The sequence below is a fragment of the Jongsikchunia kroppenstedtii DSM 45133 genome, assembly GCF_000380485.1.
In the GTDB taxonomy this organism is placed as follows: domain Bacteria; phylum Actinomycetota; class Actinomycetes; order Mycobacteriales; family Mycobacteriaceae; genus Jongsikchunia; species Jongsikchunia kroppenstedtii.
The window spans coordinates 37,648-61,447 of the sequence record NZ_AQYG01000050.1; the positions used below are offsets into that span (position 1 = coordinate 37,648).

24 protein-coding genes are annotated in these 23,800 nt (G+C 68.2%); 7 read left to right on the forward strand and 17 right to left on the reverse strand.

Annotation, left to right across the window (positions count from 1 at the left end):
* Nucleotides 1-60 precede the first annotated feature (60 nt).
* Nucleotides 61-264, reverse strand: coding sequence for a cold-shock protein (locus G341_RS0116175; RefSeq protein ID WP_008380101.1), 204 nt, complete (start codon nucleotides 262-264; stop codon nucleotides 61-63).
* 312 nt (nucleotides 265-576) lie between these two features.
* Here G341_RS0116175 and G341_RS0116180 point away from each other — a divergent pair, with 312 nt between their 5' ends.
* Nucleotides 577-2,907, forward strand: a complete 2,331-nt coding sequence (locus tag G341_RS0116180) for a DEAD/DEAH box helicase (protein ID WP_026303764.1) — start codon at nucleotides 577-579, stop codon at nucleotides 2,905-2,907.
* Here G341_RS0116180 and G341_RS0116185 read toward each other — a convergent pair.
* The 7 genes from G341_RS0116185 to ssd all read right to left on the reverse strand — a co-directional run bounded on the left by G341_RS0116185 (nucleotide 2,864) and on the right by ssd (nucleotide 7,506).
* Entirely contained in the window at nucleotides 2,864-3,208 is a 345-nt protein-coding gene (locus G341_RS0116185) for an Rv3654c family TadE-like protein (RefSeq protein ID WP_018180207.1), read from the reverse strand. The genes G341_RS0116180 and G341_RS0116185 overlap by 44 nt on opposite strands.
* The gene (locus G341_RS0116190) at nucleotides 3,201-3,563 is read right to left on the reverse strand and encodes a TadE family type IV pilus minor pilin (RefSeq protein ID WP_051092855.1); all 363 of its coding nucleotides are present in this window, start codon (nucleotides 3,561-3,563) and stop codon (nucleotides 3,201-3,203) included. Before G341_RS0116190 ends, G341_RS0116185 begins: the two co-directional genes overlap by 8 nt.
* Nucleotides 3,564-3,576: 13 nt before the next feature.
* A complete protein-coding gene (locus G341_RS0116195) occupies nucleotides 3,577-3,783 on the reverse strand; it encodes a DUF4244 domain-containing protein (RefSeq protein ID WP_026303766.1) in 207 nt (68 codons plus the stop codon).
* Between the two features lie 63 nt (nucleotides 3,784-3,846).
* Nucleotides 3,847-4,446: a type II secretion system F family protein gene (locus G341_RS0116200; RefSeq protein WP_026303767.1), complete on the reverse strand. Its 600-nt coding sequence runs from the start codon at nucleotides 4,444-4,446 to the stop codon at nucleotides 3,847-3,849.
* A complete protein-coding gene (locus G341_RS0116205; RefSeq protein WP_018180211.1) occupies nucleotides 4,443-5,231 on the reverse strand; it encodes a type II secretion system F family protein in 789 nt (262 codons plus the stop codon). Before G341_RS0116205 ends, G341_RS0116200 begins: the two co-directional genes overlap by 4 nt.
* On the reverse strand, nucleotides 5,225-6,508 hold the full coding sequence (locus G341_RS0116210) for a TadA family conjugal transfer-associated ATPase (RefSeq protein WP_018180212.1): 1,284 nt from the start codon (nucleotides 6,506-6,508) through the stop codon (nucleotides 5,225-5,227). The genes G341_RS0116205 and G341_RS0116210 overlap by 7 nt, the downstream gene beginning before the upstream one ends.
* Entirely contained in the window at nucleotides 6,418-7,506 is a 1,089-nt protein-coding gene (gene ssd, locus G341_RS0116215; RefSeq protein WP_018180213.1) for a septum site-determining protein Ssd, read from the reverse strand. Before ssd ends, G341_RS0116210 begins: the two co-directional genes overlap by 91 nt.
* Before the next feature lie 517 nt (nucleotides 7,507-8,023).
* Here ssd and G341_RS0116220 point away from each other — a divergent pair.
* On the forward strand, nucleotides 8,024-8,845 hold the full coding sequence (locus tag G341_RS0116220) for an HAD family hydrolase (RefSeq protein WP_043451832.1): 822 nt from the start codon (nucleotides 8,024-8,026) through the stop codon (nucleotides 8,843-8,845).
* Nucleotides 8,846-9,314: 469 nt separating this feature from the next.
* On the opposite strand, the gene G341_RS0116225 is transcribed toward G341_RS0116220, so the two are convergent.
* Genes G341_RS0116225 through G341_RS0116245 form a run of 5 tightly spaced genes read right to left on the reverse strand, consistent with a single transcriptional unit; the run spans nucleotide 9,315 to nucleotide 15,199 of the window.
* Nucleotides 9,315-10,064 (reverse strand): Fic family protein, encoded by a 750-nt coding sequence (locus G341_RS0116225; protein WP_018180215.1) that lies wholly within the window; start codon nucleotides 10,062-10,064, stop codon nucleotides 9,315-9,317.
* A gap of 60 nt (nucleotides 10,065-10,124) precedes the next feature.
* The gene (locus G341_RS0116230) at nucleotides 10,125-11,774 is read right to left on the reverse strand and encodes a dipeptide ABC transporter ATP-binding protein (protein ID WP_018180216.1); all 1,650 of its coding nucleotides are present in this window, start codon (nucleotides 11,772-11,774) and stop codon (nucleotides 10,125-10,127) included.
* Nucleotides 11,771-12,712 (reverse strand): ABC transporter permease, encoded by a 942-nt coding sequence (locus G341_RS0116235; protein ID WP_018180217.1) that lies wholly within the window; start codon nucleotides 12,710-12,712, stop codon nucleotides 11,771-11,773. The genes G341_RS0116230 and G341_RS0116235 overlap by 4 nt, the downstream gene beginning before the upstream one ends.
* On the reverse strand, nucleotides 12,705-13,631 hold the full coding sequence (locus G341_RS0116240; protein ID WP_018180218.1) for an ABC transporter permease: 927 nt from the start codon (nucleotides 13,629-13,631) through the stop codon (nucleotides 12,705-12,707). Before G341_RS0116240 ends, G341_RS0116235 begins: the two co-directional genes overlap by 8 nt.
* Nucleotides 13,632-13,633: 2 nt before the next feature.
* The gene (locus G341_RS0116245) at nucleotides 13,634-15,199 is read right to left on the reverse strand and encodes a peptide ABC transporter substrate-binding protein (protein WP_018180219.1); all 1,566 of its coding nucleotides are present in this window, start codon (nucleotides 15,197-15,199) and stop codon (nucleotides 13,634-13,636) included.
* 217 nt (nucleotides 15,200-15,416) lie between these two features.
* Here G341_RS0116245 and acs point away from each other — a divergent pair, with 217 nt between their 5' ends.
* From acs to G341_RS0116265, 4 genes are all read left to right on the forward strand, one after another.
* Nucleotides 15,417-17,357 carry an acetate--CoA ligase gene (gene acs / locus G341_RS0116250; RefSeq protein WP_018180220.1) on the forward strand — a complete coding sequence of 647 codons (1,941 nt, stop codon included), beginning with the start codon at nucleotides 15,417-15,419 and terminating at the stop codon, nucleotides 17,355-17,357.
* Between the two features lie 44 nt (nucleotides 17,358-17,401).
* Nucleotides 17,402-18,592 carry a Na+/H+ antiporter NhaA gene (gene nhaA / locus G341_RS0116255; RefSeq protein ID WP_026303771.1) on the forward strand — a complete coding sequence of 397 codons (1,191 nt, stop codon included), beginning with the start codon at nucleotides 17,402-17,404 and terminating at the stop codon, nucleotides 18,590-18,592.
* Nucleotides 18,593-18,689: 97 nt separating this feature from the next.
* Nucleotides 18,690-19,193: a phage holin family protein gene (locus tag G341_RS0116260; RefSeq protein WP_018180222.1), complete on the forward strand. Its 504-nt coding sequence runs from the start codon at nucleotides 18,690-18,692 to the stop codon at nucleotides 19,191-19,193.
* 4 nt (nucleotides 19,194-19,197) lie between these two features.
* Nucleotides 19,198-20,142, forward strand: a complete 945-nt coding sequence (locus tag G341_RS0116265) for an alpha/beta fold hydrolase (RefSeq protein WP_018180223.1) — start codon at nucleotides 19,198-19,200, stop codon at nucleotides 20,140-20,142.
* A gap of 10 nt (nucleotides 20,143-20,152) precedes the next feature.
* Here the strand turns inward: G341_RS0116265 and G341_RS0116270 are convergent, their stop codons facing one another.
* The 4 genes from G341_RS0116270 to nth are packed head-to-tail and all read right to left on the reverse strand — an operon-like array spanning nucleotide 20,153 to nucleotide 23,510.
* Nucleotides 20,153-21,355 carry a MarP family serine protease gene (locus tag G341_RS0116270; RefSeq protein ID WP_018180224.1) on the reverse strand — a complete coding sequence of 401 codons (1,203 nt, stop codon included), beginning with the start codon at nucleotides 21,353-21,355 and terminating at the stop codon, nucleotides 20,153-20,155.
* Nucleotides 21,352-22,074 carry an NUDIX hydrolase gene (locus tag G341_RS0116275; protein WP_018180225.1) on the reverse strand — a complete coding sequence of 241 codons (723 nt, stop codon included), beginning with the start codon at nucleotides 22,072-22,074 and terminating at the stop codon, nucleotides 21,352-21,354. The genes G341_RS0116270 and G341_RS0116275 overlap by 4 nt, the downstream gene beginning before the upstream one ends.
* Nucleotides 22,071-22,763 (reverse strand): TlpA disulfide reductase family protein, encoded by a 693-nt coding sequence (locus G341_RS22295; protein WP_043451785.1) that lies wholly within the window; start codon nucleotides 22,761-22,763, stop codon nucleotides 22,071-22,073. Before G341_RS22295 ends, G341_RS0116275 begins: the two co-directional genes overlap by 4 nt.
* A 3-nt stretch (nucleotides 22,764-22,766) precedes the next feature.
* Complete coding sequence (gene nth / locus G341_RS0116285) at nucleotides 22,767-23,510, reverse strand: endonuclease III (RefSeq protein WP_018180227.1); 744 nt, start codon at nucleotides 23,508-23,510, stop codon at nucleotides 22,767-22,769.
* 71 nt (nucleotides 23,511-23,581) lie between these two features.
* Here nth and G341_RS0116290 point away from each other — a divergent pair, with 71 nt between their 5' ends.
* Nucleotides 23,582-23,800 (forward strand): hypothetical protein, encoded by a 219-nt coding sequence (locus G341_RS0116290; RefSeq protein ID WP_018180228.1) that lies wholly within the window; start codon nucleotides 23,582-23,584, stop codon nucleotides 23,798-23,800.

Sequence of the window (23,800 nt, forward strand, 5' to 3'; positions counted from 1 at the left end):
ACTCACCCCCGGCCCGCTCTCGCGGATCCGGGGGTGAGGGGGTCTCGGTTTGCCGAGTTCTTAGACGGCGCGAACGCCGGTGGCCTGCGGGCCCTTGGTGCCCTGGCCGACCTCGAACTCCACGCGCTGGTTCTCCTCCAGGGTCTTGAAACCATTGCCCTGGATCTCGGAGTAGTGGACGAACACGTCATCGTTGCCCTCGTCAGGCGCGATGAAGCCGAAGCCCTTTTCCGCGTTGAACCACTTCACAGTTCCCTGTGCCATTCCTTGTATTCCTTCTCTACTACCGGTGTACGGCGCGCTAGTCGCACGCGCCGGGCCGGTTCCGACCGCCATACCTACTGGCGTCGCTTGCGGAAGCCGCACACTAACCTTCAGTACCACGTTCGCAACACGATCTCAGAAGCTGTTGCCTCTGAAAGCTGCGACCGCTGATAAGTCAACCATGAACCGGGTGCGCGCGATAGTCGAAGACCGGCGCGTTGCCAATTAAGGCCGCATTGAACAAAACGACCCAGTCGGCCACCGGCTCACGAACAACACTTCGACGCCACCGGTGAGGAGGTGCGGACGGCGATGATCGGCGACGACTACGGCTCACAGTTGTTGGCGCGCACCCGCGCCGGACAGACCGGCGATCACGAGCCCGTGACCTACAGCACGGTCATCCCGGCCCGCTCCGCGACGTTCGCCGACTGGCCGGCGTGGAGCGACGATCGCTTGCGGCGGTTGTGGGTCGAAGCCGGGATCGTTCGGCCGTGGACGCACCAGGTGGAGGCGGCCGATCATGCACATGACGGGCGCCACGTCGTGCTGGCGACCGGAACGGCGTCGGGCAAGTCGTTGGCGTACCAGCTGCCGATTCTGCAGGCGTTCCTCGACGATCCGCGCAGCACGGCCCTGTACCTGTCGCCGACGAAGGCCCTCGGCAACGATCAGATCCGGGCCGTCAGCCGGCTGTTGGCCGGCGATCCCGAGTTCAGCCACATCGGCCCGTGCGCCTACGACGGAGACACTCCGACGGAGATCCGACAGTGGGCGCGAGCGCATTCACGCTGGATCTTCACCAATCCCGACATGCTGCACGTGGGAATCCTTGCCGCCCATGATCGTTGGCGGCATTTCCTGCGACGGCTGCGCTACATCGTCGTCGACGAATGCCACCACTACCGCGGCGTCTTCGGTTCGCATACGGCGCTGGTGCTGCGTCGGCTGCTGCGGCTGGCCCGGGCCGCCGGCGCCGACCCGGTAGTGATCGCGGCCAGCGCCACCGCCACCCGGCCGGCCGAGTCGGTGTCCCGGTTGATCGGTGAGGAGTGCGTCGCCGTGACCGAGGACGGCTCCCCCACCGGCGCCCGCACGGTCGTGCTGTGGGAGCCGGACATGATCCCGGAGATCACCGGTGAGAACGGTGCACCGGTGCGGCGGCCGGCGACCACCGAGGCCGCCCGGCTGCTGGCCGATCTGGTGATCGAGGGCGCGCGCACGCTGTGCTTCGTTCGCAGTCGGCGCGGGGTCGAGGTGGCGGCGCTGACCGCCAAACGTCTGGTCGCCGAGGCGAATTCCGACCTCGCCGACCGGATTGCACCGTATCGCGCGGGCTATCTCGCCGAGGATCGCCGCGAACTCGAACGCAGCCTCGCCGACGGACGGCTGCTGGGCGTGGCCACCACGAACGCGTTGGAACTCGGCGTCGACATCGCCGGGCTCGATGCCGTGGTGGTCGCCGGGTTCCCCGGTACCGTCGCGTCGTTCTGGCAGCAGGCCGGCCGCGCAGGTCGACGCGGCGCCGGATCGCTGGTGGCGCTGGTGGCGCGCGACGATCCGCTGGACACCTATCTCGTGCACCATCCCGAGGCGTTGCTCGGCAAGCCGGTCGAGATGGTCGTCACCGATCCGACCAACCCGTATGTCCTTGGGCCGCAGCTGGTCTGCGCCGCGTTGGAGGCACCGCTGACCGAGCGCGAGGTCGAGCAGTGGCAGGCCGGGCCGGTGGTGCGCGAGCTGGAGGAGCAGGGACGGCTGCGGCGACGGGCCGCGGGGTGGTACCCGGCCGCCGGCCTGGATCCGCACGCGGACATCGATATTCGCGGCGGCATCGGCGGCCAGGTGATGATCTGCGATGCCACCACCGGCCGACTCCTCGGCACGGTCGACGCCGTGCGTGCGCTGTCGACGCTGTATCCGGGTGCCGTCCACATCCACCAGGGCGAATCATTCGTGGTCGACGAACTCAACCTGGATGACCAGCTGGCCCTGGTGCATCCGGAGGATCCGGAGTGGACAACGTCGGCACGCGAGACGATCGATATCGAGATCGTGGAGACCCTGCAGCGGCGCACTATCGACGACGAGATCACGGTGTCGCTGGTGCGGGTCGAAGTGACGAATCAGGTCATCGGTTACCTCCGTAAGCTCAAGTCGGGCGAGGTGCTGGACTCGGTCGCCCTGGATCTGCCGCCGCAGACACTGCCGACGCGGGCCGTGCTGTACACGATGACCCCGGAGTCGTTGGCGCAGATCGGGATCGACGATCCGCAGATCCCGGGCGCGTTGCATGCAGCCGAGCATGCCGCGATCGGCCTGCTGCCGCTGGTGGCCACCTGCGACCGCTGGGACATCGGCGGCGTTTCGACCAATCAGCATCCGCAGACGGGTCTGCCCTCGGTATTCGTCTACGACGGCTACGCCGGTGGCGCCGGCTTCGCCGATCGCGGGTTCGAGGCCTTCGACGCCTGGATAGCCGCGACCCGCGATGCCGTCGCCTCCTGCGAGTGCGAACGCGGTTGCCCATCGTGCGTCCAATCGCCCAAGTGCGGCAACGGAAACGAGCCGCTCGACAAGATGGGTGCCGTGTGGGTGCTCAGTCGGCTGGGCCGGCACGCGCCGCCGCCTGGGCGGTCTTGATCCCGAACATGCCCAGGCGCACGGTGATTCGGGTCTGTACCACCGCGTCCGCGCCGTCGATCGTGCACCTCGCGACGGACGCGTCCATGGCGCCCGCGATCGTCGAGGCCGCGGCGCACTGATCCGTCGCCGCGCCCGCGGCGGCCAGTGCCGCGAGATCGGCCGCCGCCTGCGCGCGGTGACGAGCCGACATCGCGGCACCGAGATAGACGATCAGCGCCACGAACGCGGTGATCGCCAGGCAGGCGAAGGCCGCCGCTACGGTCGCCGATCCGCGGTCATCGGCGAGTCGACTAGCCATCGTCGGCCGACGGTTCCCGGGCCGCCACCGCGTCGGCACCCACGTCGATCGGCAGCACCGGCGCAGACGCACGTACCCGTACCCGGACCACCTCCCCCTCCGTTCGAATAGAGATGGCGGCTCCGCGCGGTGCGACCGAGCGGGCAATCGCGGTCGCCCTCGTCGAATCACCCTGCGCTGCAATACGGGCGGCCTCCCGCGCCGCATCGATACTGCGTAGATGCATCGCGACCCCGACGATCCCGTAGACCGCCAGCACCACGACCGTGACCAACGCCGATATCGCGATGGCGGCCTCGACGGTGACCATCCCGGAGTCGTCGGCCAGTCGAACTCGCCTGCGCCGACGCGTCATCGCCGCGCACCCGTCATCCGACCGTCGTCTTGAGCGCCTTGTCGATGATCCCCGTCAGCGAGTCGACGATCGAATCGCCGGTGACCACGCCGTACAGGATCGCACCGAAGGCCGCGGCCGCAATGGTGCCGATCGCATACTCGGCCGTCGACATGCCCTCGTCGTCCGCCAGTACCACCGCTAGCCGGCTCTGCAGTCTGCCAATTGCCTTGTTGAACATGAACATTCCCTCCCATCATCACGGCGGTCGATCCGCCGAGGTCATCTTCGGTGTCGGCGATCGTCACAACACCCCGCCATTGAGTGCGGTGCCCGCCAACCCGACCACCACCGGCACGATGCCGAGGCAGACGAAGGCCGGCAGGAAGCACAGGCCCAGCGGGCCGCTGATTGCCACGCCGGCGCGCTCGGCGGCCGCGGCCGCCCGATCGGCCGCCGCCGCACGCTCTTTGGCGGCCAACTCGGCGAGGCCGGCCATCAGCGACGACCCGCCGCGCGCCGATCGTCGAGCCATCACCGTCAACGCGCGCACCGAATCCGGAGCACCATCCGGCGTCGCCCACGCCTGAGCGGGATCCGCGCCCAGCGCAAGAAGATCAGCCGCGCGCAGCAACACCGGCCGCAACTCCGGCGGCGCGGTCGGCTCGACGACCGCCGCCGCCGACCCGATCGGCAGCCCGCCACGCAGGCACACCGCCAGCATGTCGAATGTCGCGGCGACGGCGAAGGCGTCATTGCGGCGCTTGGGCTTTCCGAGCCAGCGCGGCTCCCGGACCGGCCGTTCCGGACCGCCGATCACCCGGTAGCGAACCCACCCGCCCGGCGGGATCATCAGCAGGGCGCCGGACACAGCCACCCCCGCAAGAAGCCAGTACCCGTTCATCGCAGCACCGCCGCGGCCGCCGTGATCCGGTCGGCCCACCAGAGTCCGGCGCAGCCGAGCGCGACCCCGACCACGAGCAGAATCCCGCCGAGACCGTCGCCGAGCAGCACTGCCACCGGGTTCGCACCAATGGCCTGGCCCAACGCGATCCCCAGCCCCGGCAACCCGGCGAGCACCGCGGCTGTCGCGCGGGCGCCGGCCAGGGAGGCATGAGTACGTGACGCGAAACTGGCGCGAGCGGACAGATCCGACCGGATCGCATCGAGCGGATCGGCGATCGGCAATCCGTGCCGATCGGCGAGTTGCCACGCCGACACCACCTTGGCCCAGGCATCGGTCCCGGCGCCGCGCGGCGGGGAGCCGATGCCCGCCTCGCCCCCGAGCTCGACGCGACCGGCCAGCTGGCGAAGCACTCCCGCGGTCGGCTCGGACGATTCGGCAGCCGCGGATCGGCACGCCCGCGCGGGCGGGGCTCCGACCCGCAGTTCGGCGATCATCAGGTCCAGCGCCGCGATGACATCGGCTTCCGCCCGCACTGAATCCCGGCGCAGCCGTCGGTGTCGAATCATTCGGTGCGCCAAGGCAACCGCGATGGTCGCCGCGGCCGCCTGCCCGACACCGAAACAGATGAGGGCCGCCACCGGCACCGCGACCAGCAGATGCATCGCGGACGGCCGCACGATGTGCCGACTGTGTCCGCAGAGCTGTCGCAGTCGATACACGGTGGGCGGGGCCGGCAGCAGGACCAGACACGTCGCGCACGCCAGCAGCAATCCACTCAGCATCGGGTGCCCGTCTCGACGACAACCGGATCAGGCTTGCTACCGTCGAATCCACTGTCCCGCAACCAGATCGGCTCGATACGCACCAGTCCGTCATCGCCGCGCCGGACCCGGCCCACCTCGCCGAGCCCGCGGGTTCCGTCCGCGCGCCGCACCACGCCGAAGACCAGATGAACGGCCGCCGCCAGCTGGCTGTGCAGCGCCGCGCGCTCCATCCCGCCCAGAGCCGCCAACGCCTCCATGCGCGCCGGAACCTCGGCCGTCGAATTCGCATGCAGGGTGCCGGCACACCCGTCGTGGCCGGTGTTCAACGCGGTCAGCAGGTCGATGACCTCGGCGCCACGCACCTCGCCGACCACGATCCGGTCCGGCCGCATTCGCAGCGCCTGTCGCACCAGTTCGCGCACGGCGACCGCGCCGACACCCTCGACATTCGCGGTCCGGGCGACCAGCCGCACCACATGCGGATGCTGCGGCGCCAGCTCGACCGCGTCCTCGACGCAGACGATCCGCTCGTCGATCGCGACCCGGCCGAGCATCGCGCTGAGCAACGTGGTCTTCCCGGCGCCGGTGCCCCCGACGATCAGGAACGCCCGGCGATCGGCGATCGCCGACTCGACCAGCGGCACGGCATCGGCCGGGATCGCTCCCGACGCGATCAGCGCCGCGAGATCCTGGGTCGCCGGCCGCAGCACCCGCAGCGACAGACAGGTTCCGTCCACCGCCAGCGGCGGCAGCACGGCATGCAGCCGGACCGAGTAGCCCCGCCGACCGACCGAGGTCAGCTGTCCGTCGACCCACGGTTGCGCATCGTCGAGCCGCTTGCCCGCCGCCAGCGCCAGTCGAGTGGCGAGCCGGCGGACCGCGTCATCGTCGGTGAAGGTCAACCCGGACATTTGCAGCCCGGCGCCCCGGTCGACCCACACCCGCCGCGGCCCGACCACCAGGATGTCCGAGACATCCGGCTCGGCCAGCAGATCCTCCAGCGGACCGGCCCCGACCAGCTCGGTCTGCAGATACCGCAGCGCCGAGAGGAGATCCGTATCGCCGAGCACCCCGCCGGCCTCCACCCGGATCGCCTCGGCCATCACCTCCGGCGTGGGCTGGCCGACGCCGACCGCCAGGCGTTCGCGCACCCGGTGCAGCAGCGATACCCGATCGGCGTCGACAGTCGGTGGTCCCTCCACGGTCACGCGTTCACCCCCGCGCGGGCCCGCGCGATGACCGTCTGCGCCGCGATCGCCAGCGGCGATCGGCGGCCGACCCGCAACGGTCCGCATTCGATGCGCCGTGTCAGCGCCGGATCGGGCCGATACGACGCCAGCAGCGGCGATTCGACCGCGTCGGCCACCTGCCGCGCCGATAGTCCGCCGGGCGCCGGTCCCCGCACCGCCACCGCGTGCGCCGAGGTACGAATCGCTATGCGGCCCAATGTCTCCCGGCCGGCGGCACAACCACGAACCGTCGCCGGCACGACGACCACGACCAGGTCGACCGCTGCCGCGACCGCCGCCGTCAGCTCATCGTCGCGATGCGGCAGATCGATGACGACGACATCTCCGTGTTCGCGACCGGCGTCGATGGTCGCCACCACGACCTCGGGGCGCACCGCGGCCGCCCGCCCGCCGCGCGCATGGGCCAGGACCGACAACCCGTGCCCGTCATGCGGCAACGCCGCGTGCAGGGAGTCGGCCAGCACCCGCCCGCCCTCGAGCGCCAGATCGACCCAGCGCATGCCGGGGCTGTTCTCCAGACCGACCAGCAGATCGACCCCGCCGCCGAGGTCATCGGCATCGATGAGCAGCGCCCGGCCACTGCGGGCCGCCGCCATCGCCGAGGCCGCAGCCAGCACCGTCGCACCGGCGCCTCCCGCACCGCCGATCACGGCGACCGCCGAGCCGCGCACCGACCCCGACACCCGCAGTCGGGTCAGCACCCGAACGACCGCCTGTTCGTCGTCGGGCAGGGGCATGGCGTCGATCGCTCCGAGGCTGAGCGCATGCCGCCACATCGGCGCCGGCTCGATTCCGGCCAGCCCGACCACGACGACGCCGCCGCGACGGGGCAGATGCTGCGCGCTTGCGATATGCGCGGCATCGGCATCCACCAGGACCGCACCCGCCTCCGACCAGAGGCGTCGGCAGTCGGTGGCCGCCGCGCGAACCAGGCGATACCCGGCGGCGGCCACCACGCGGCCGACGTCCTCGAGGAGGTCGTCGTTCACCATCACCAGCGCCACCGGGTTCACAGGCACCAGCTTCGGTCCGCCGGTGTCCATCCGAAAGTGGCTGTTCGCGATCTGTGGACAACCCGTTGCGTAACTCCGAACGGGCCCGCCGGATCACCGCGATCACCCGCGTCGCGCGCACAAACACCGTGTTCATCGCAGGCGGGTTCATCGCAGGCGGCTTCATCGCGGATGGCTTCGGGTGGCTCGGATGCGCGATCGCACATCCCAGCGGGAGATCCGCGCCGGTTGTGTGGATCCGCGCCGGTTGCAGACGGCGCGGATCCACAAAGGTGGCGCGGATTCCACAAAAGCGCACAAAAAGCGACTAAAAGTGGCGCGGATTTCGCGAAAAGGTGCAGATAGGGGACGACCCCGGCCAGGGGGGGGGGGGAGGAGGCCGGGGTCGTCGCGTTCAGCCCCGGGGGGTCGGGCTGAAAGCCCCGGAAGTAGTCCGGGTATTTGCCATAGTACTCATATCCCCGGACCCGAGGGCAACGTGCGCGGAATTTCGAACGTGCCGTTCCGGGCCACTGCCGGAGCGGCCCAATCGTCGTACGCTCATACGGTGAGCACTGCCTCTACGTCGGCCGGCCGACGTCCCCGCATCGCGGCGTTCTTCGATCTCGACAAGACCATCATCGCCAAGTCGAGCACGCTCGCGTTCTCCCGACCGTTCTTCGATCAGGGACTGATCAACCGGCGCACCGTTCTCAAGTCCAGCTACGCGCAGTTCATGTTTCTGCTCACGGCGGCCGACCACGATCAGGTGGAGCGGCTACGCAAACACGTGACCGACATGTGCACCGGCTGGGACGTCGAGCAGGTGAAGTCGATCGTCCACGAGACCCTCTACGACATCGTCGATCCGCTCGTCTTCGCCGAGGCCGCCGACCTGATCGCGGGCCACAAGGCGCGCGGCCACGACGTGGTGATCATCTCCGCCTCCGGCATCGAGATGGTCGAGCCGATCGGCCAGATGCTCGGCGTCGACCACTCGATCGCCAGCCGCATGCGCATCGAGGATGGCAAGTACTCCGGCGACGTCGAATTCTATTGCTACGGAACCGAAAAGGTGACGGCGATGAATGAACTCGCGGAGCGTCAGGGCTATGACCTGAGCCAGTGCTTCGCCTACTCCGATTCCATCACCGATCTGCCGATGCTGGAGGCTGTCGGGCATCCCACCGCGGTCAATCCCGATCGGGGGCTGCGCAAGCAGGCGTCGACCCATGGGTGGCCGGTGCTGTCCTTCACCCGACCGATATCGATGCGCGACCGACTGCCGGCGAAATCCGGCACCACCGTCGCCGCGTCCGCAGCGGTCGGCGTCGGCGCATTGGCCGCCGGCGCACTGACTTACACAGTGCTGCAACGGAAACGGCGCTGACAAGCCGACCAAGGTACCGCACTCGCCGCGCGATAAGTACTGTGCGCAACCTCTAGGAAACTCGCGACAAACTTGTAGCCAGGAGACCCTTGATGTGACCGCGGTCACGGTGTACAAATGGTCCTACGGAAGAACGGAAGGCCAAGTTCGCACCGGAAGAGAAGGTACGAGCTCCCGACCGTAGCCTTCCGAGCACGGGCATTGAGCACCCACGCGGAGCGCGCCGCGGGAGGCAGAAGCGTTGTGAGCCTGCGATATTCCGGCGACTGAGACTGTGCGCCCATCTGGATATGGGACACGGTATTCGGCTCGGAGTCCCTCGCCGAGGCTATCCACACAACCCACAATGCACGCATGGTCACTCATGTCCGTGCTTGCGGGCGGCGACCCGGTTCCACAACCGGGCCACCGCCCGCAGTTATGTGTTCAGGGCCGATTCGGCACTCACCCGGTCACGATTCTCAACGCGTTAGGCGCGGGCCGCGTCGGCGATGGACTTCGCCTCTGCCGCACCGGATTCCAACGCTTCACAGCTCAGCAGCAGCCAGTCGCGAATGCCGTCGGGATCGCCGGCGGCGAATGCGGTCGAGCGCGCCCGGTAGTCCGACAACCGCTTGAACCAGGTCACCTCGGGTACCCCGAGATTGTGCGGATCCAGCCCGGACGCCGCGCAGGTCAGGCGGGAGGCCGCGCGGGCGACCACACCGTTCCCGACGCCGAATGGCTGCAGAGCCAGGATCTCGCCGTGGACGACCGCGGCCAGCACGGGCGCCGGCACCCGACTGCCGCCGGTGAGCAGTTGTGCCAGCAGATCCAGCCGCTGCGCGACGTCGTCCCCGGCGCGCGGGCGACCGAGCAGCTCTTCGTCGTCGGTCAGGTCGGCGGCGGCGAGCAGCTGCAATCGCGCAAGAACCTGCAGCGGCGCCCGGCCCCAGGTGGCGACCAGCTGCGTCAACGAATCGCCATCCAATGCCTGCGCCACCCGCATCGCGCCGGCCAGGATCGGATCGTCGAAATCGCCGTCGCGGGTCAGCTCGACGCTGCCGCCCTCGATCGCCGCCGACGAGCGGCCCGCCCGCCAGGACGCCTCGGTGGCGGTCTTATCCCATCCGCGCAGGTTGACCGGGTGCCGGTGGGCCGCGGCCAGCGCATCGCGGGCCCGATCGCAGGCCTGCGCAACGTCGGGAAGCTCGAGCAGCGGGGCAAGCGGATCGGTCACAGACGACCAGCGTACGCAGCCGTCGATCCGGCCCGGCGCCCAGTCGCCCGGGCGCCGGTGTCAGGCGCCGCGCTCGAGGCTGCGGCCGGGAATGGCCTCCAGCAGGGCCCGGGTGTATTGCTCTTTCGGGTGCGCGAACACGTCATCGACCGGCGCGTGCTCGACCACCCGCCCCTCGGCCATCACCAGCACGTCGTCGGCGATCTCGTGCACGACCGCCAGGTCGTGTGTGATGAACAGGTAGGTGAGCCCGAGCCGGGTCTGCAGTTCCTTGAGCATGCGAAGGATCTGCGCCTGTACCAGAACGTCGAGCGCCGAAACCGCCTCGTCGCAGACCAGCAGTTCCGGTTCCAGCGCCAGCGCCCGGGCGATCGCGACTCGCTGCCGCTGGCCGCCCGACAGCTCGTTCGGGTAGCGCCGCATCACATCGGCCGGCAGGGCGACGGCGTCCAGCAGTTCCCGCACCCGTGCCTGGCGCTGCTCGGATGTGCCGATCCCGTGGATGCGCAGCGGTTCCTCGATGACCCGATACACCGAGAACATCGGATCGATGGACCCGTAGGGGTTCTGGAACACGGGCTGAACCTTGCGCCGAAACTCCTTGTCGGCCTCGCCTTTCCGCCCGGCGACATCGATCCCGCGATAGCTGACCGTGCCGTGCGTCGGTGGCAGCAGACCCAGAACCATCTGCGCCACCGTCGATTTGCCGGATCCGGATTCGCCGACGATCGCGGTGGTGCTCCCCCGGCGCACGGTGAATGACACGTCGTCGACGGCGGTCATCGACTCCCGGCGCCACGGCACCTTGCCGCGCAACGGAAAGACCTTGGTCAGCCCCTCCACTCGCAGCAGCGCGTCGTCGTCGGCCGACACCGCCGGCGCGGCCACCGCCGAACGCGAGGCCAACGAGGGCGCGGACGCCACCAGGCGCCGGGTGTACTCGTGCTGCGGATCCTGCAGAATCTGAAGTGCCGGACCGGATTCCACCACCTCGCCGCGGTACATCACCACCAGATGTTCGGCGCGCTCGGCGGCCAGTCCCAGATCGTGCGTGATCAGCAGCACCGCGGTGCCGAGCTCGCGCGTCAGCTCGCCGAGATGATCGAGGATCTGCCGCTGGACGGTGACATCCAGCGCCGATGTCGGCTCGTCGGCCACGAGAAGCTTGGGCCGGCAGGACAATCCGATCGCGATGAGCGCACGCTGGCGCATGCCGCCGGAGAACTCATGCGGATACTGCTTCATCCGTGACTCGGCATCGCGCATGCCGGCCTCGGTCAGCAGCTCGGCCGCGCGTTTTGTCGCCGCCGACCCCTTCGCGATGTTGTTGGCGACCAGCGCCTCTTTGACCTGGAAGCCGACGCTCCACAACGGGTTCAGGTTGGACATCGGGTCCTGCGGCACCAGGCCGATACCGGTACCGCGCAACTGGCGGATCTCCTTGGCCGACAGCGTGGTCAGGTCCTTGCCATCGAATTCGATGGATCCGGCGGTCACCCGGCCCGTGCCCGGCAGCAGGTCGAGGATCGCGTTGGCGGTGGTGGTCTTCCCGGACCCCGACTCCCCCACGATCGCCACCGTCTGACCTGGGTAGACGGTGAGGTCGACCCCGGATACCGCCTTGTGCGCCTTCTTGTCTCGATAGAACGCCACGTCCAGTCCGGAGACCCGCAGCAGCGGCGTCGGCGCGCCGGACACCGAGTCGGTCATCGCGTCCTCGCCTTCGGATCGAGCGCGTCGCGCAGCGCGTCGCCCATCATCATGAAGCTGAGCACCGTCAGCGCCAGGGCACCGGCCGGATACAGCAGGATCGGATCACCCGCGCGCAGCAGGTTCTGTCCGCTGCTGATGTCGATACCCCACGACACCGCAGTGCTCGGGAGTCCGATTCCCAAGTACGACAACGTGGCCTCGGCCACGATGAACACGCCCAACGAGATCGTCGCGATCACGATCACCGGCCCCAGCACATTGGGCATCACATGCGCCACCATGATGCGCAGCCGTGATGCACCCAATGCCCGTGAGGCCGTGATGAACTCGGCGTTCCGCACGGATAGCGTGGCGCTGCGGGCTATTCGGGCAGTGGTGGGCCAGCCGAACGCGGCCAGCACCGCCACGACCGTCCACACATTGCGCTCGGGGAACATCTGCAGGATCACGATGGCCGCGAGAATCAGCGGCAGCGCGAAGAACACGTCGCTGACCCGGGAGATCAGCACGTCCAACCAGCCGCCCGCGAATCCGGCCGCGACACCGAGGATTCCACCGACGACGAACACGATGAGGGCCGTGACGACACCGACCTCCACCGATGCGCGAGCGCCGTAGATCGTCCGGGAGAAGATGTCGCAGCCCTGCACGTCGGTGCCGAACCAGTGGTCGCCACTCACACCGAGCAGGCTGTTGTCGGCACTGCAGGCGTGCGGCGAGTGATCGGTGAACATGCCGGGGAACAGGCAGACCAGGATCACCAGCAAGATCATCGCCGACGACAGCAGGAACATCGGCCGCCGCCGCAGATTCAGCCAGGCGGTCCGCCAGAAGCCGGCGGGCGCGAACGAATCATCCACGGCATCAATGACAATCGGTTCGGCCGGTGGGGCGACGAACCGCTCTTGGCCGGGTTTGCACAGGTCGTCAGGCATAGCGAATCCTCGGGTCGATGAGCGCGTAGAGCAGATCCACCAGCAGGTTGGACACCAGGAAGATGATCACCAGGACGGTGACGATGGAGACCACCGTCGGCGCCTCGCCGATCGTCACACTGCGATAGACGGTCGACCCGATGCCGTTGATGTTGAAGATCCCCTCGGTGACGATCGCGCCCGCCATCAGCGCGCCGAGATCCATGCCGAGATAGGTGACGACCGGGATCATCGCGTTGCGCAACACGTGGACGGTGATCACCCGCGGGCGGCCGAGGCCCTTGGCGGTGGCGGTCCGAACATGGTCGGCCGTCAGGCTTTCCGCGACCGCCGATCGCGTGAGCCGCAGGATGTACGCGAAAGACACGGATGCGAGCACCAGGGCCGGCAGCCACAGATGCTTGAAGTCGCCCTTGGAACCCACTGTCGCGGGGGCGATCCCCCACTTCACGCCGAACAGGAACTGCGCGACGAAGCCGATGACGAAGATCGGGATCGCGATGACGATCAGGCTGATCAGCAGCACCGTGCCGTCGAACCAGCTGCCCTTGCGGATGCCGGCGACGATGCCCAGGCCGACGCCCATGACGGTCTCGAACAGCAGGGCCAGCAATGCGAGTCGGATGGTGATCGGGAACGCCTGCGACATCACCTCCGACACCGGTCGACCGGAGAACGAGGTGCCGAAGTCGCCGGTGAAGACGCCCTTGATGTAGATCCAGTACTGCTCGAAGAAACCGTCGTTGAGGTGGTACTGCTCGCGCAGCTGTTCGCGCACCGCCGGGGTGAGCACCCGGCCGCCGCCCATGGCCGCGGTCGGATCGCCGGGCAGCGCATACACCATGAAGTACAGCAGCAGAGTGGCTCCGAAGAACACCGGAATCAGTTGCAGCACACGCCGCGTCGTATACCAGGCCATCGCTATTCCTTGGTCATGTTCGCGTAGTCGACGGTGCCGTTCCACATGATCTGGGCCGTGGTCCCCTCACTGACACCCGCCGTGGTCCGCGCGTAGTTGAACGGGATACCCGGTAAGTCGTGCAGCAGCACCTGCTGCGCCTGCGCCACAAAGCGATCCGACGACGACTCGTCGGTCTGCGCCTCGGCCTGGTCCAGCAATGCGTCATAGGTCGGATTGCTGTAGGCCGCCAAATTGTTGCCCGCGCCCGTCTTCCAGTTCGGCTCCAGGAACTCCAGCATGGACGGGTAGTCGGCCAGCCACCCGCCGCGGAACGCGGAGCGGATGGTTCCCGACGTCGTCTGGTCGAGCAGCTGTTTGAAGGTCGGCACCATCTGGCCATACGACTTGATATGCAGGGTGTTGGCGACGCTGTTGCAGACGGCGTCGATCCACTCCTTGTTGCCGCCTTCGGCATTCGATGCGATCACGAACGAGCCCGACCACGGGGAGATCTGGTTCGCCTGATTCCACAACTCCATCGCCCGCTTCGGATTGAAATCCAGGACGTCGGAACCGGGTAGATTCGCCTGATACCCGGGGAGCGTCGGCGCGGTGAAATCTGTTGCTGGACTGCTGTTTCCGGCCAGAATCGCCTTGATGATCTGTGGCCGGTCGATCGCCATGGAGATGGCCTGGCGTCGGAGCACGCCTTCGGGCCCGGAGAAATGCGGCAGGAAGTACGGGATGGTGATCCACGTCATCTGGGCGGTCGAGCGCGTCAGCGCCCGCTTGCCGAGCTCCTTCTTGTAGGTGCGTAAAGCGCTGGTGGGCAACGGGTTGATCTCGTCCAGGTTCCCTGCGAGCAGATCCGTATACGCGGTGTCGGTGGACGCGTAGATGATGAACGAGATGCCCTTGTTCTTCGCCTTGTTGGGCCCAAGGTAGTTCGGATTCGCCGTCAGGTCGATCTGCAGATTGTGTCGCCACTGCTTGAATATGTAGGGCCCGTTGCCGACCGGATGTTCGCCGAACGCCTTCATGTCCTTGAATGCCACGTCCGGCAGCGGCTTGAACGGGGTGAACCCGAGCGCCTTCTGGAAATCGATGGTCGGCTTGGTCAGCGTGACCGTGAACGAATAGTCGCCGGTCACCTTGAGTCCGCTCAGGGTGGTGGCCGTCGGCTGGTCGGCCGCCACCTGGCCATAGCCCTCGATCGGCGCGAAGAAGCTCTGCTGCCGCTGGGCGTTAGGCGTGTACGCGCCGTAGTTCCAGGCGTCGACGTAGTTGTGCGCCTTGACCTCGGTGCCGTCGCTGAACTTCCAGCCCTTCTTGATCGTGATCGTGTAGTGCTGGCTGTCCGTGGTTTCCAGTCGATCCACCATCGCGGGGATCGAATTGCCGTCCGCGTCATAGGTGTACAGGCCGGTGAACAGCAGATCGATCGGCCAGCCGCCGCCGGTCTCGGCGGTATTGGTGGTGATCAGACCAACCTGTGGCTCGGTACCGAACACCCGGATGTAGTCGGACTGCGTCGACGGGATCGAACAGCCAGCCAGCACCAGGGCCAGTCCGGCGATGACGATCATCGCGGCACGTATTCGCACGCGCACTCCCTCCCACCCGGGCACCGCGGCGCCGTCCGAACGCGGGATCTCGACCCCACATTTTCGGGAGACCCTACTACCGAATCGTCGTGTCAACAGGGTGACCGCTCATCGGTCAACACGGCCCACGCCTGCAACCCGCTGACTAGGCTCGTCGATGCGCCGATCGACGCGAGTATCGACAAACTAAGGACTGCTGATGACTGACGAAACCGTTCCGTCCGCCTACCCGCCCCCGGCCGACTTCGCCGCTCACGCCAACGCCACTCCCGCGCTGCAGGACGCCGCCGACGCCGACCGCCTCGGCTTCTGGGCCGACCAGGCGCGACGCCTGCACTGGCACAAGGATTTCGACGAGGTGCTCGACTGGTCGGGCGCCCCGTTCGCGAAATGGTTCGTGGGCGGCCGGCTCAACGTCGCCTACAACTGCGTCGACCGGCATGTCGAGGCCGGCAACGGCGACAGGGTGGCCATCCACTGGGTCGGCGAGCCCGGCGATTCCCGCGACATCACCTACAGCCAGCTGCAGACCGAGGTCTGCTGCGCCGCCAACTACTTCTCCAGCCTCGGCCTGGTGGCCGGCGACCGCGTCGCCATCTACATGCCGATGGTGCCAGAGGCCCTGATCACGATGCTGGCCTGCGCACGTCTGGGTCTCACCCACTCCGTCGTCTTCGCCGGCTTCTCCTCAACCGCGCTGCGATCGCGGGTGGACGACGCCGAGGCCAAGCTGGTCGTCACGACCGACGGCCAATACCGTCGCGGCGAGCCGGTGCCGCTCAAGGCCAACGTCGACGTAGCGCTGGGCAGCGGCGACGAGGCGGCGCAATCGGTGCAGAAGGTGCTGGTGGTGCAGCGGACCGGCATCGACATCGACTGGGTCGACGGCCGCGACGTGTGGTGGCACGAGACCGTCGCCGAGTCCGCCGATTTCCATGTGCCCGAGGCATTCGACTCCGAACACCCGCTGTTCCTGCTGTACACGTCGGGCACCACCGGCAAGCCGAAGGGCATCATCCACACCTCCGGCGGCTACCTGACGCAGACCAGCTACACCTTCCACTACGTCTTCGACCACAAGCCGGAGACCGACGTCTTCTGGTGCGGCGCCGACATCGGCTGGGTGACCGGACACAGCTACCTGGTCTACGGGCCGCTCTCCAACGGTGCGACCGAGATCGTCTACGAGGGCACCCCGAATTCGCCCAACGAGCACCGTCATTTCGAGGTAATCGAAAAGTACGGCGTCACAACCTATTACATCGCTCCGACGCTGATCCGGACGTTCATGAAGTGGGGCCGGGAGATCCCGGACGCCCACGACCTGTCGTCGCTGCGGCTGCTCGGCAGCGTCGGCGAGCCGATCAACCCGGAGGCCTGGCGGTGGTACCGCGAGGTGATCGGGCGGAACAACTGCCCGATCGTCGACACCTGGTGGCAGACCGAGACCGGCGCCATCATGGTCTCCCCGCTGCCCGGCATCACCGCGACCAAGCCGGGATCGGCGATGGCACCGCTGCCCGGCATCAGCGCGAAGATCGTCGACATGGCCGGTAATCCGGTCCCCGACGGCGAGCAGGGGTACCTGGTGCTCGACGAGCCGTGGCCGTCGATGCTGCGCGGCATCTGGGGCGACGAACAGCGGTACATCGATACCTACTGGTCCAAGTTCGCCAAGGAGGGCTGGTATTTCGCCGGCGACGGCGCGCGCTACGACGAGGACCATGCCCTCTGGGTGCTCGGCCGCATCGACGACGTGATGAACGTGTCCGGGCATCGCATCTCGACCTCGGAGGTCGAGTCGGCGCTGGTGGGTCATCACGCCGTCGCCGAGGCGGCGGTGATCGGCGCGACCGACGAGACCACAGGTCAGGCGATCGTCGCCTTCGTGATCCTGCGCAGTGACGCGACAGACACCGGCGCCCAGCTGATCGACGAGCTCAAGGCCCAGGTTTCCATCGACATCTCGCCGATCGCCAAGCCGCGCGAGATCAACGTGGTGCCCGAGCTGCCGAAGACCCGGTCCGGCAAGATCATGCGCCGGCTGCTGCGCGACGTCGCCGAAGGCAAGGAGCTGGGCGACACGTCGACGCTGGTCGACCCGGCGGTGTTCGAGGCGATCCGCGCCAACCGGAGCTGACGACACGGGAGCGTGGCGGCGGGATCCGTTAGGATTTCGTCATCATCTCGCCGCCACGCCCCACTGAACTCGCGCGCTATCTGCGGACCGAAACCTTCGGCGGCGTCATCCTGCTGGTGGCCGCCGCGGTCGCGCTGATCTGGGCGAATTCGCCGATCGCGCACAGCTATACGACCTTCGCCGAGTTCGAGGTCGGCCCGGATGTCTGGCATCTGCGGCTGAGCATCGGCGACTGGGCGCGCGACGGTCTGCTCGCGGTCTTCTTCTTCGTCGCCGGTCTGGAGCTCAAACGCGAGCTGGTGATCGGCGAGCTGTCGAGCCGCAAACAGGCGATCCTGCCGGTGGCCGCGGCGGTCGGCGGCGTGGTGGTGCCGGCCGTGATCTGCCTGGCCGTCGGCTGGGGCCAGGCAGACATCGACCGCGCCTGGGCCATCCCTGTCGCCACCGATATCGCCTTCGCGCTCGGCGTGCTGGCGCTGGTCGGGTCGCGGGTGCCCAGCGGTGCCCGGGTATTCCTCCTCGCGCTCGCGGTGGTCGACGACCTGATCGCGATCATGCTGATCGCGGTGCTGTTCACCGCCACCATCAGCCTGGGCGCGACCGCGATCGCAGCGCTCGGGCTGCTCGGCTACTGGCTGGCGCAGCACTATCGGATCACCAGCCCGCTGCTGTATGTCCCGCTGACCGTGGGGGTCTGGATCGCCGTCCTCAACTCCGGCTTCCACGCGACGCTCGCCGGGGTGGCGCTCGGCCTGCTCACCCGCGTGCGCTCGGACCCGGACGAGGACGAGTCGCCCGCGACCCGGCTCGAGCACCGGATCCAGCCGTTCTCCGCGACGGTCTGCGTTCCGCTGTTTGCGCTGCTGGCGTCGGGCGTATCGATCGACGCGCACTCGATGCGACAGCTGGTCCACAGCCCGATCGCCCTCGGAGTGATCGCCGGGCTGCTGCTCGGCAAGCCGATCGGCATCTTCGGGACCGCGTGGTGCGCCGTCCGGTTCCGTTGGGCGACACGCCCCAAAGGCCTGCATACCCGGGACATGTTCGCGGTGTCACTGCTCGGCGGGATCGGGTTCACCGTCAGCCTGCTGATCGCCGATCTCGCGCTGCCCGAAGACGGCGCCGACCTCGCCAAGGCCGCGGTGCTCGTCTCCTCGATGATCGCCTCGCTCATCGGCGCCGCGGCGTTGATCCGGCGCGGCCGGGTGCATCGCCGGTTGCTGGAACAGGACTGAGCACAGTCGCCGAAGGCCGGCGCGTCGGGCACCACGCCCACCCGATGAGCGTCGGCATGGCAACATAAGGCCCGACGTTGACGTGTAAGGAGCAGCCGTGACAGATCACCCCGGTTTCCCGAACCAGGTATCCGCGATTCCGCTGTCGGATCCCGATCTCGGGCCGAACGGCGAGCCGTCGGTCGGCGCTCTGGTTCGCAACGCGACGGAGTCGATGTCGAAGCTCTTCCGTTCCGAGGTGGCACTGGCCAAGGCCGAGCTGGCCGCGGAGGCCAAGAAGGGCGCGATCGGCAGCGCCGCGTTCGTGGTCGCCGGCACGGTGCTGCTGTACAGCAGCTTTTTCTTCTTCTGGTTCCTAGGCGAGCTGCTCTCCGAGTGGCTGCCGCGCTGGGCCGCGTTCGGCATCGTATTCCTGCTGCTGGTCGTGCTCGCGGCGATCACCGGGTTCGTCGGCTACCTGTTCGTCCGCAAGATCCGCGGACCCAAGAAGACGATCGAGTCCGTCAACCAGCTGTCCTCAGTACTTCCGGCCGTCGGCGGCAAGGGCGATCACCCCGCATCCGTGACGGCCGGCAGTCGCCCGACCCCGCCGACGCGCTAGCCGGTTGGCCGCACCCGATCCATCGACCGCCCGGATCCCCGGCGACTGGACTCATCTCGATGTCCGCGCCAACGGCATCCGCATGCATGTCGTCGAAGGCCATGCGCCGGACCAGTCCGGCCCGGCACTGGACCGGCCGTTGGTGCTGCTCCTGCACGGTTTCGGCGAGTTCTGGTGGTCGTGGCGACATCAGCTGGCCCCGCTCGCGGCCGCCGGGTTCCGACCGATCGCTGTCGACCTGCGCGGCTACGGCGACAGCGACAAGCCGCCGCGCGGCTATGACGGCTGGACGCTGGCGAACGACATCAACGGCCTGATCCGGGCCCTCGGGCACGACGAGGCCGTGATCGTCGGCCACGCCGACGGCGGTCTCGGCGCCTGGGCTACCGCGACCCTGCACCCGACCAAAGTCCCCCGCATCGCCGTGCTGGGATCACCGCATCCGGCCGCGCTGCGGCAATCGCTGCTGCGCAACGCCGACCAGCGCAAGGTCTTTCTCGGCAACTTCCTGGGCAACCAGTGGCCGCGGCTCGCCGAGCGCACCCTGACCACCCGCGACGGTGCGTTCGCCGAGAAGCTGCTCCGCAGCCGCGGCGGCAAGCGCTGGCAGACGACCGACGAGTTTCCCGAGGTGGTCGCCCGCTACCGCGAGGCCATCCAGATTCCCGGCGTCGCGTACTGCACCCTCGAATATCGTCGCTGGGCATTCCGGTCGCAGTTCCGGCCCGACGGCGCGCGCTTCCTCGGCGCGATGAACAAGCGGCTGCATATCCCGGTCCTCGCCCTCCGCGGCACCGAGGATTCGTACATGTTCGCCGAGACCGTCGAATCCAGCGGCCACTGGGTCGACGCGATGACCCACCGAGAGCTGCCGGGCGCCGGGCACTACGTCCACGAGGAGCGGCCGGATGCCGTCACCCGCATGCTGATCGACTTCCTGCAGCAGTGACGACGCTCGATTAGTCCCGAACGCAGTTCAGCGTGTCGACCTCGTCGTGCTGTCCCTCCGAGGCCCCCAGATCGTCCTGCACCTGCTTGGAGGTCAGGACGAATCCCGTTTGGCTGTCCTGATTCTCGGCCGCGCCGAAGACGACACCGAGGACCTGGCCGCGCGGATCGATCAGCGGCCCACCGGAATTGCCCTGCCGGATGGTCGCCCGAATCGTGTACACCTCGCGCGTCTGCGCGCCCTGCTGGTAGATATTGCCGCTCTGCAGCCTGATCTCCTGGCGGATGCGGGCGGCGCTGGCCGTGTACGGGCCGGCCTCCGGATAGCCGAGCGCGATTGCGTCGTCGCCCGAGACCACGTTGCCGAGCTTGAACTTGAGCGCGGGCGCCGGCAGGTCCGGAACATCCAGTACCGCAATATCATTGGTGGGATCGAAGAAGACGACGGTGGCATCGAAATCGCCCGAGGTCGCCTGCACCTGCGAGCTGCTGGTGCCGGCCACGACATGGGCGTTGGTCATCACACGGCCGGGGGCGATCACGAAGCCGCTGCCCTCCAGCTCCTGACCGCAGCTCGGCGCCTCGCTGACGATCTTGACCACGCTCTTGTGCACCTGCGACACGATCGGCGACGACTCCAGTGCCGCATCGGGCGGCGAGACGGCGGTGACCGGCGTGCGGCCGAACGGCCCGATGGCGTCGGGCACCAATCCGGAATTGCGCAGCAGCCCGTTGAGATCGTCGGGGACCTTGCGCAGCCAGGACGGGCCGAGGTGGTCGACCTGCGACAGCACCTTGGAGTCCTTGGCAGCGCCGGCGAGTCCGGTGACGCCGGAATTCTGAATCGGGATCGAGATCAGCCAGGCGACCGCCAGGATCGCCACCACATGCAGTCCCGCGCCGAGCACGCTGTCGATCCTGCGCAGCGCCACCAGACGCAGGCTCCGGCGGGCCGCGCGCCCGAGCACCATCCCGGCCGTCTCCCCGATCAGCACCAGGATCAGCAGGATGACGACGACCACCAGCAGCCGGGTGCGGCGATCGGGGATGTGGTCGATGACGTGCGGCGCCACCAGGATTCCGGCGATCGTGCCGAGCAGCATGCCGGCCAGCGCCAGCGCCGAGGCGACGGCGCCGTGCCGATAGCCTGAGATACCGGCCATCACCGCCAGCAGGATCAACCCGAGGTCGATCCAGATCCAGCCGCTGCTCACTCGTTCACCGCCAGCGCCAGCGCCTCTTTCAGGTCGCGGACGTCATCCCGATCCCATGGTTGTTCCCACCCGGCGGCGGCGATCACGGCGTCGAGCACGCCGCCGGTGAAGCCCCAGACCAGCAGGCGGTCCACGAAGAACGCCGGCCCGGTGAACACCGTGGCGCCGCCCATCTTCATGCGCACCTGGAAGCGGTTCTCGGGCGCGATCAAACGCTTCATCGGGATCCGGGTGACCAGTGCGGTCTCGCCCTCATCCATCACCTGCACGGGAGTGGGTCGCTCCCAGTAGGCGATCACGGGCTCCACCGTAAAGGCGCCGGGGCGCGTCGGCAGCGCATCGACGGTCATCAGCGGCCGCACGCCGGCCGAATCCAGCCCGGTCTCCTCCACCGCCTCACGCAGCGCGGTACCCACCGGATAGTCGTCGCCGTCTTCGAATCCTCCACCGGGAAAAGCGATCTGACCGCTATGGTCGCGCAGCGTGCTGGCCCGCACCGTCAGCAGCAGGTCGGCGTCGGCGGGCAACGAGTCGGCGGTCGGGTCGCCGGCGAACAGCACCAGCACGGACGCCAGTCGCGGGTCCCGCGGCACGGCCCACCTCCGAGCCATCCGGACCGAGCGTCGGCTGTTGAGCGCCGCCTCCACCCGGTCCGGGTTCTCCAGCAGCGGCCGCAACCAGACCGGCGCATGAGCCGGATCGACCAACGTCATGCTCATGCCGATACGCCCAGGTAGGTGTGCACCTCGGAGGCGAGGCCACGGTCGCCGTCGAGGCTCACGAACTGCTGCGGAAGCACCCGGGCGACGCTACCGTCGGACCGCACCAGCACGGTGATCGGATAGACCTGCGGCAGCTGCAGACGCTTGAACACGGTGCCCGCGCTGTCGTCGAAGGCGGGCAGCCGCACGTGGAGTTCGGCGAGGAAGGCGAGCGCCACGTCGGCGTTCACCGCGCCGCGCGGCGCCTGCATGGTGACCACCCGGACGCGACCGGCGGCCCGATCGGCGAACTGCTGGAACAGGGGCAGTTCCTCGCGGCAGGGACCGCACCAGGTCGCCCAGATGTTCACCACCGTCGGCATCCCGGTCAGCGCCGAGCCCAGATCCACGTCCGGGCCGCCGCCGAGGCAGGGCACGGTCAAACCCTTGAACGCCGACTGCTCGGACACGGCCGTACCGGTCGGGCAGGGTTCGAGTCCGGCCGCCGCGCGGGCCGCGGCGACATCGTTCGGATCGGCCGGGCGCTGCGGCGCGCTGGAGCCGACCGTCACCCCGTCCGATGACATGTCCGAGCCGCCGCTACCGGTGCTGTTCGGCCAGATGGCGACGATCAACGCGACCACCACAATCAGCAGCACCAGCGACCAGCGCGCCGACGGGGGCACCCGCCGCAAGAGATTCGCCATCGATCAGATCCCCGCCAACTGCAGCAAGTGCTCGGTCTCGGGGCCCTTCACCAGCTTGGCCGCGGTCATCTTGTCGACCGGCCCCTCTCCGTATGACGGGCAGTCCTTGGCCAGGATGCACACTCCGCAGGCCGGCTTCTTGGCGTGGCACACGCGGCGCCCGTGAAAGATCACGCGGTGCGAGAGATTCGTCCAGTTCTTGCGTTCGATGAGCTCGCCGACCACCTTCTCGACCTTCACCGGATCGGTCTCGTCGGTCCACTGCCAGCGACGTACCAGCCGGCCGAAATGGGTGTCGACGGTGATACCCGGCACCCCGAAGGCGTTGCCCAGCACCACGTTCGCCGTCTTGCGACCGAACCCGGGCAGGGTGACCAGATCCTCGAGACGGCCCGGCACCTCGCCGTCGTACCGCTCGACGAGCGCCTGGCCCAGACCGATGATCGAATTCGCCTTGTTCCGGTAGAAGCCGGTGCTGCGGATCATCTCCTCGAGTTCCTCGCGCACCGCCCCGGCGTAGGCCGCCGCCGTCGGATACCGCCGGAACAGCGCGGGGGTCACCATGTTGACCCGGACGTCGGTGCACTGCGCCGACAGGATCGTCGCGACAGACAGTTCCAGCGGGGTCGTGAAGTCGAGCTCGCAGTACACATGCGGGAACGCCACCTCCAGGGTGCGATCCATCCGCCGCGCGCGTCGGACGAGCCCCAGGCGCGTCTCGGCGGCGAACTTCTTCTTCGAGCTCATCCGATCAGGTTAGCCACTGCGATCGTTGCACTACCGAGACCTCCGTTGTGTTTACTACCTACATGCAAGGTGTGGCGGTTCTTCTGATTCCGTTCGCGGTGATGGCGTTCGCGCTGGGAATGGAGCGATTGCAGTCGCACCTCGATGGCGGCGAGACGCCCGATACCGAGGCCGGCGCCGCAGCGAGCGCCGCTACCGTGCGCGAGGCGCCGGTGGCCGCGCCGCAGACTGACACTTCCGTTCACGAGCCCGGACCCGGCACGACCGGTCACCTTCGTTTCGCCAGCTGA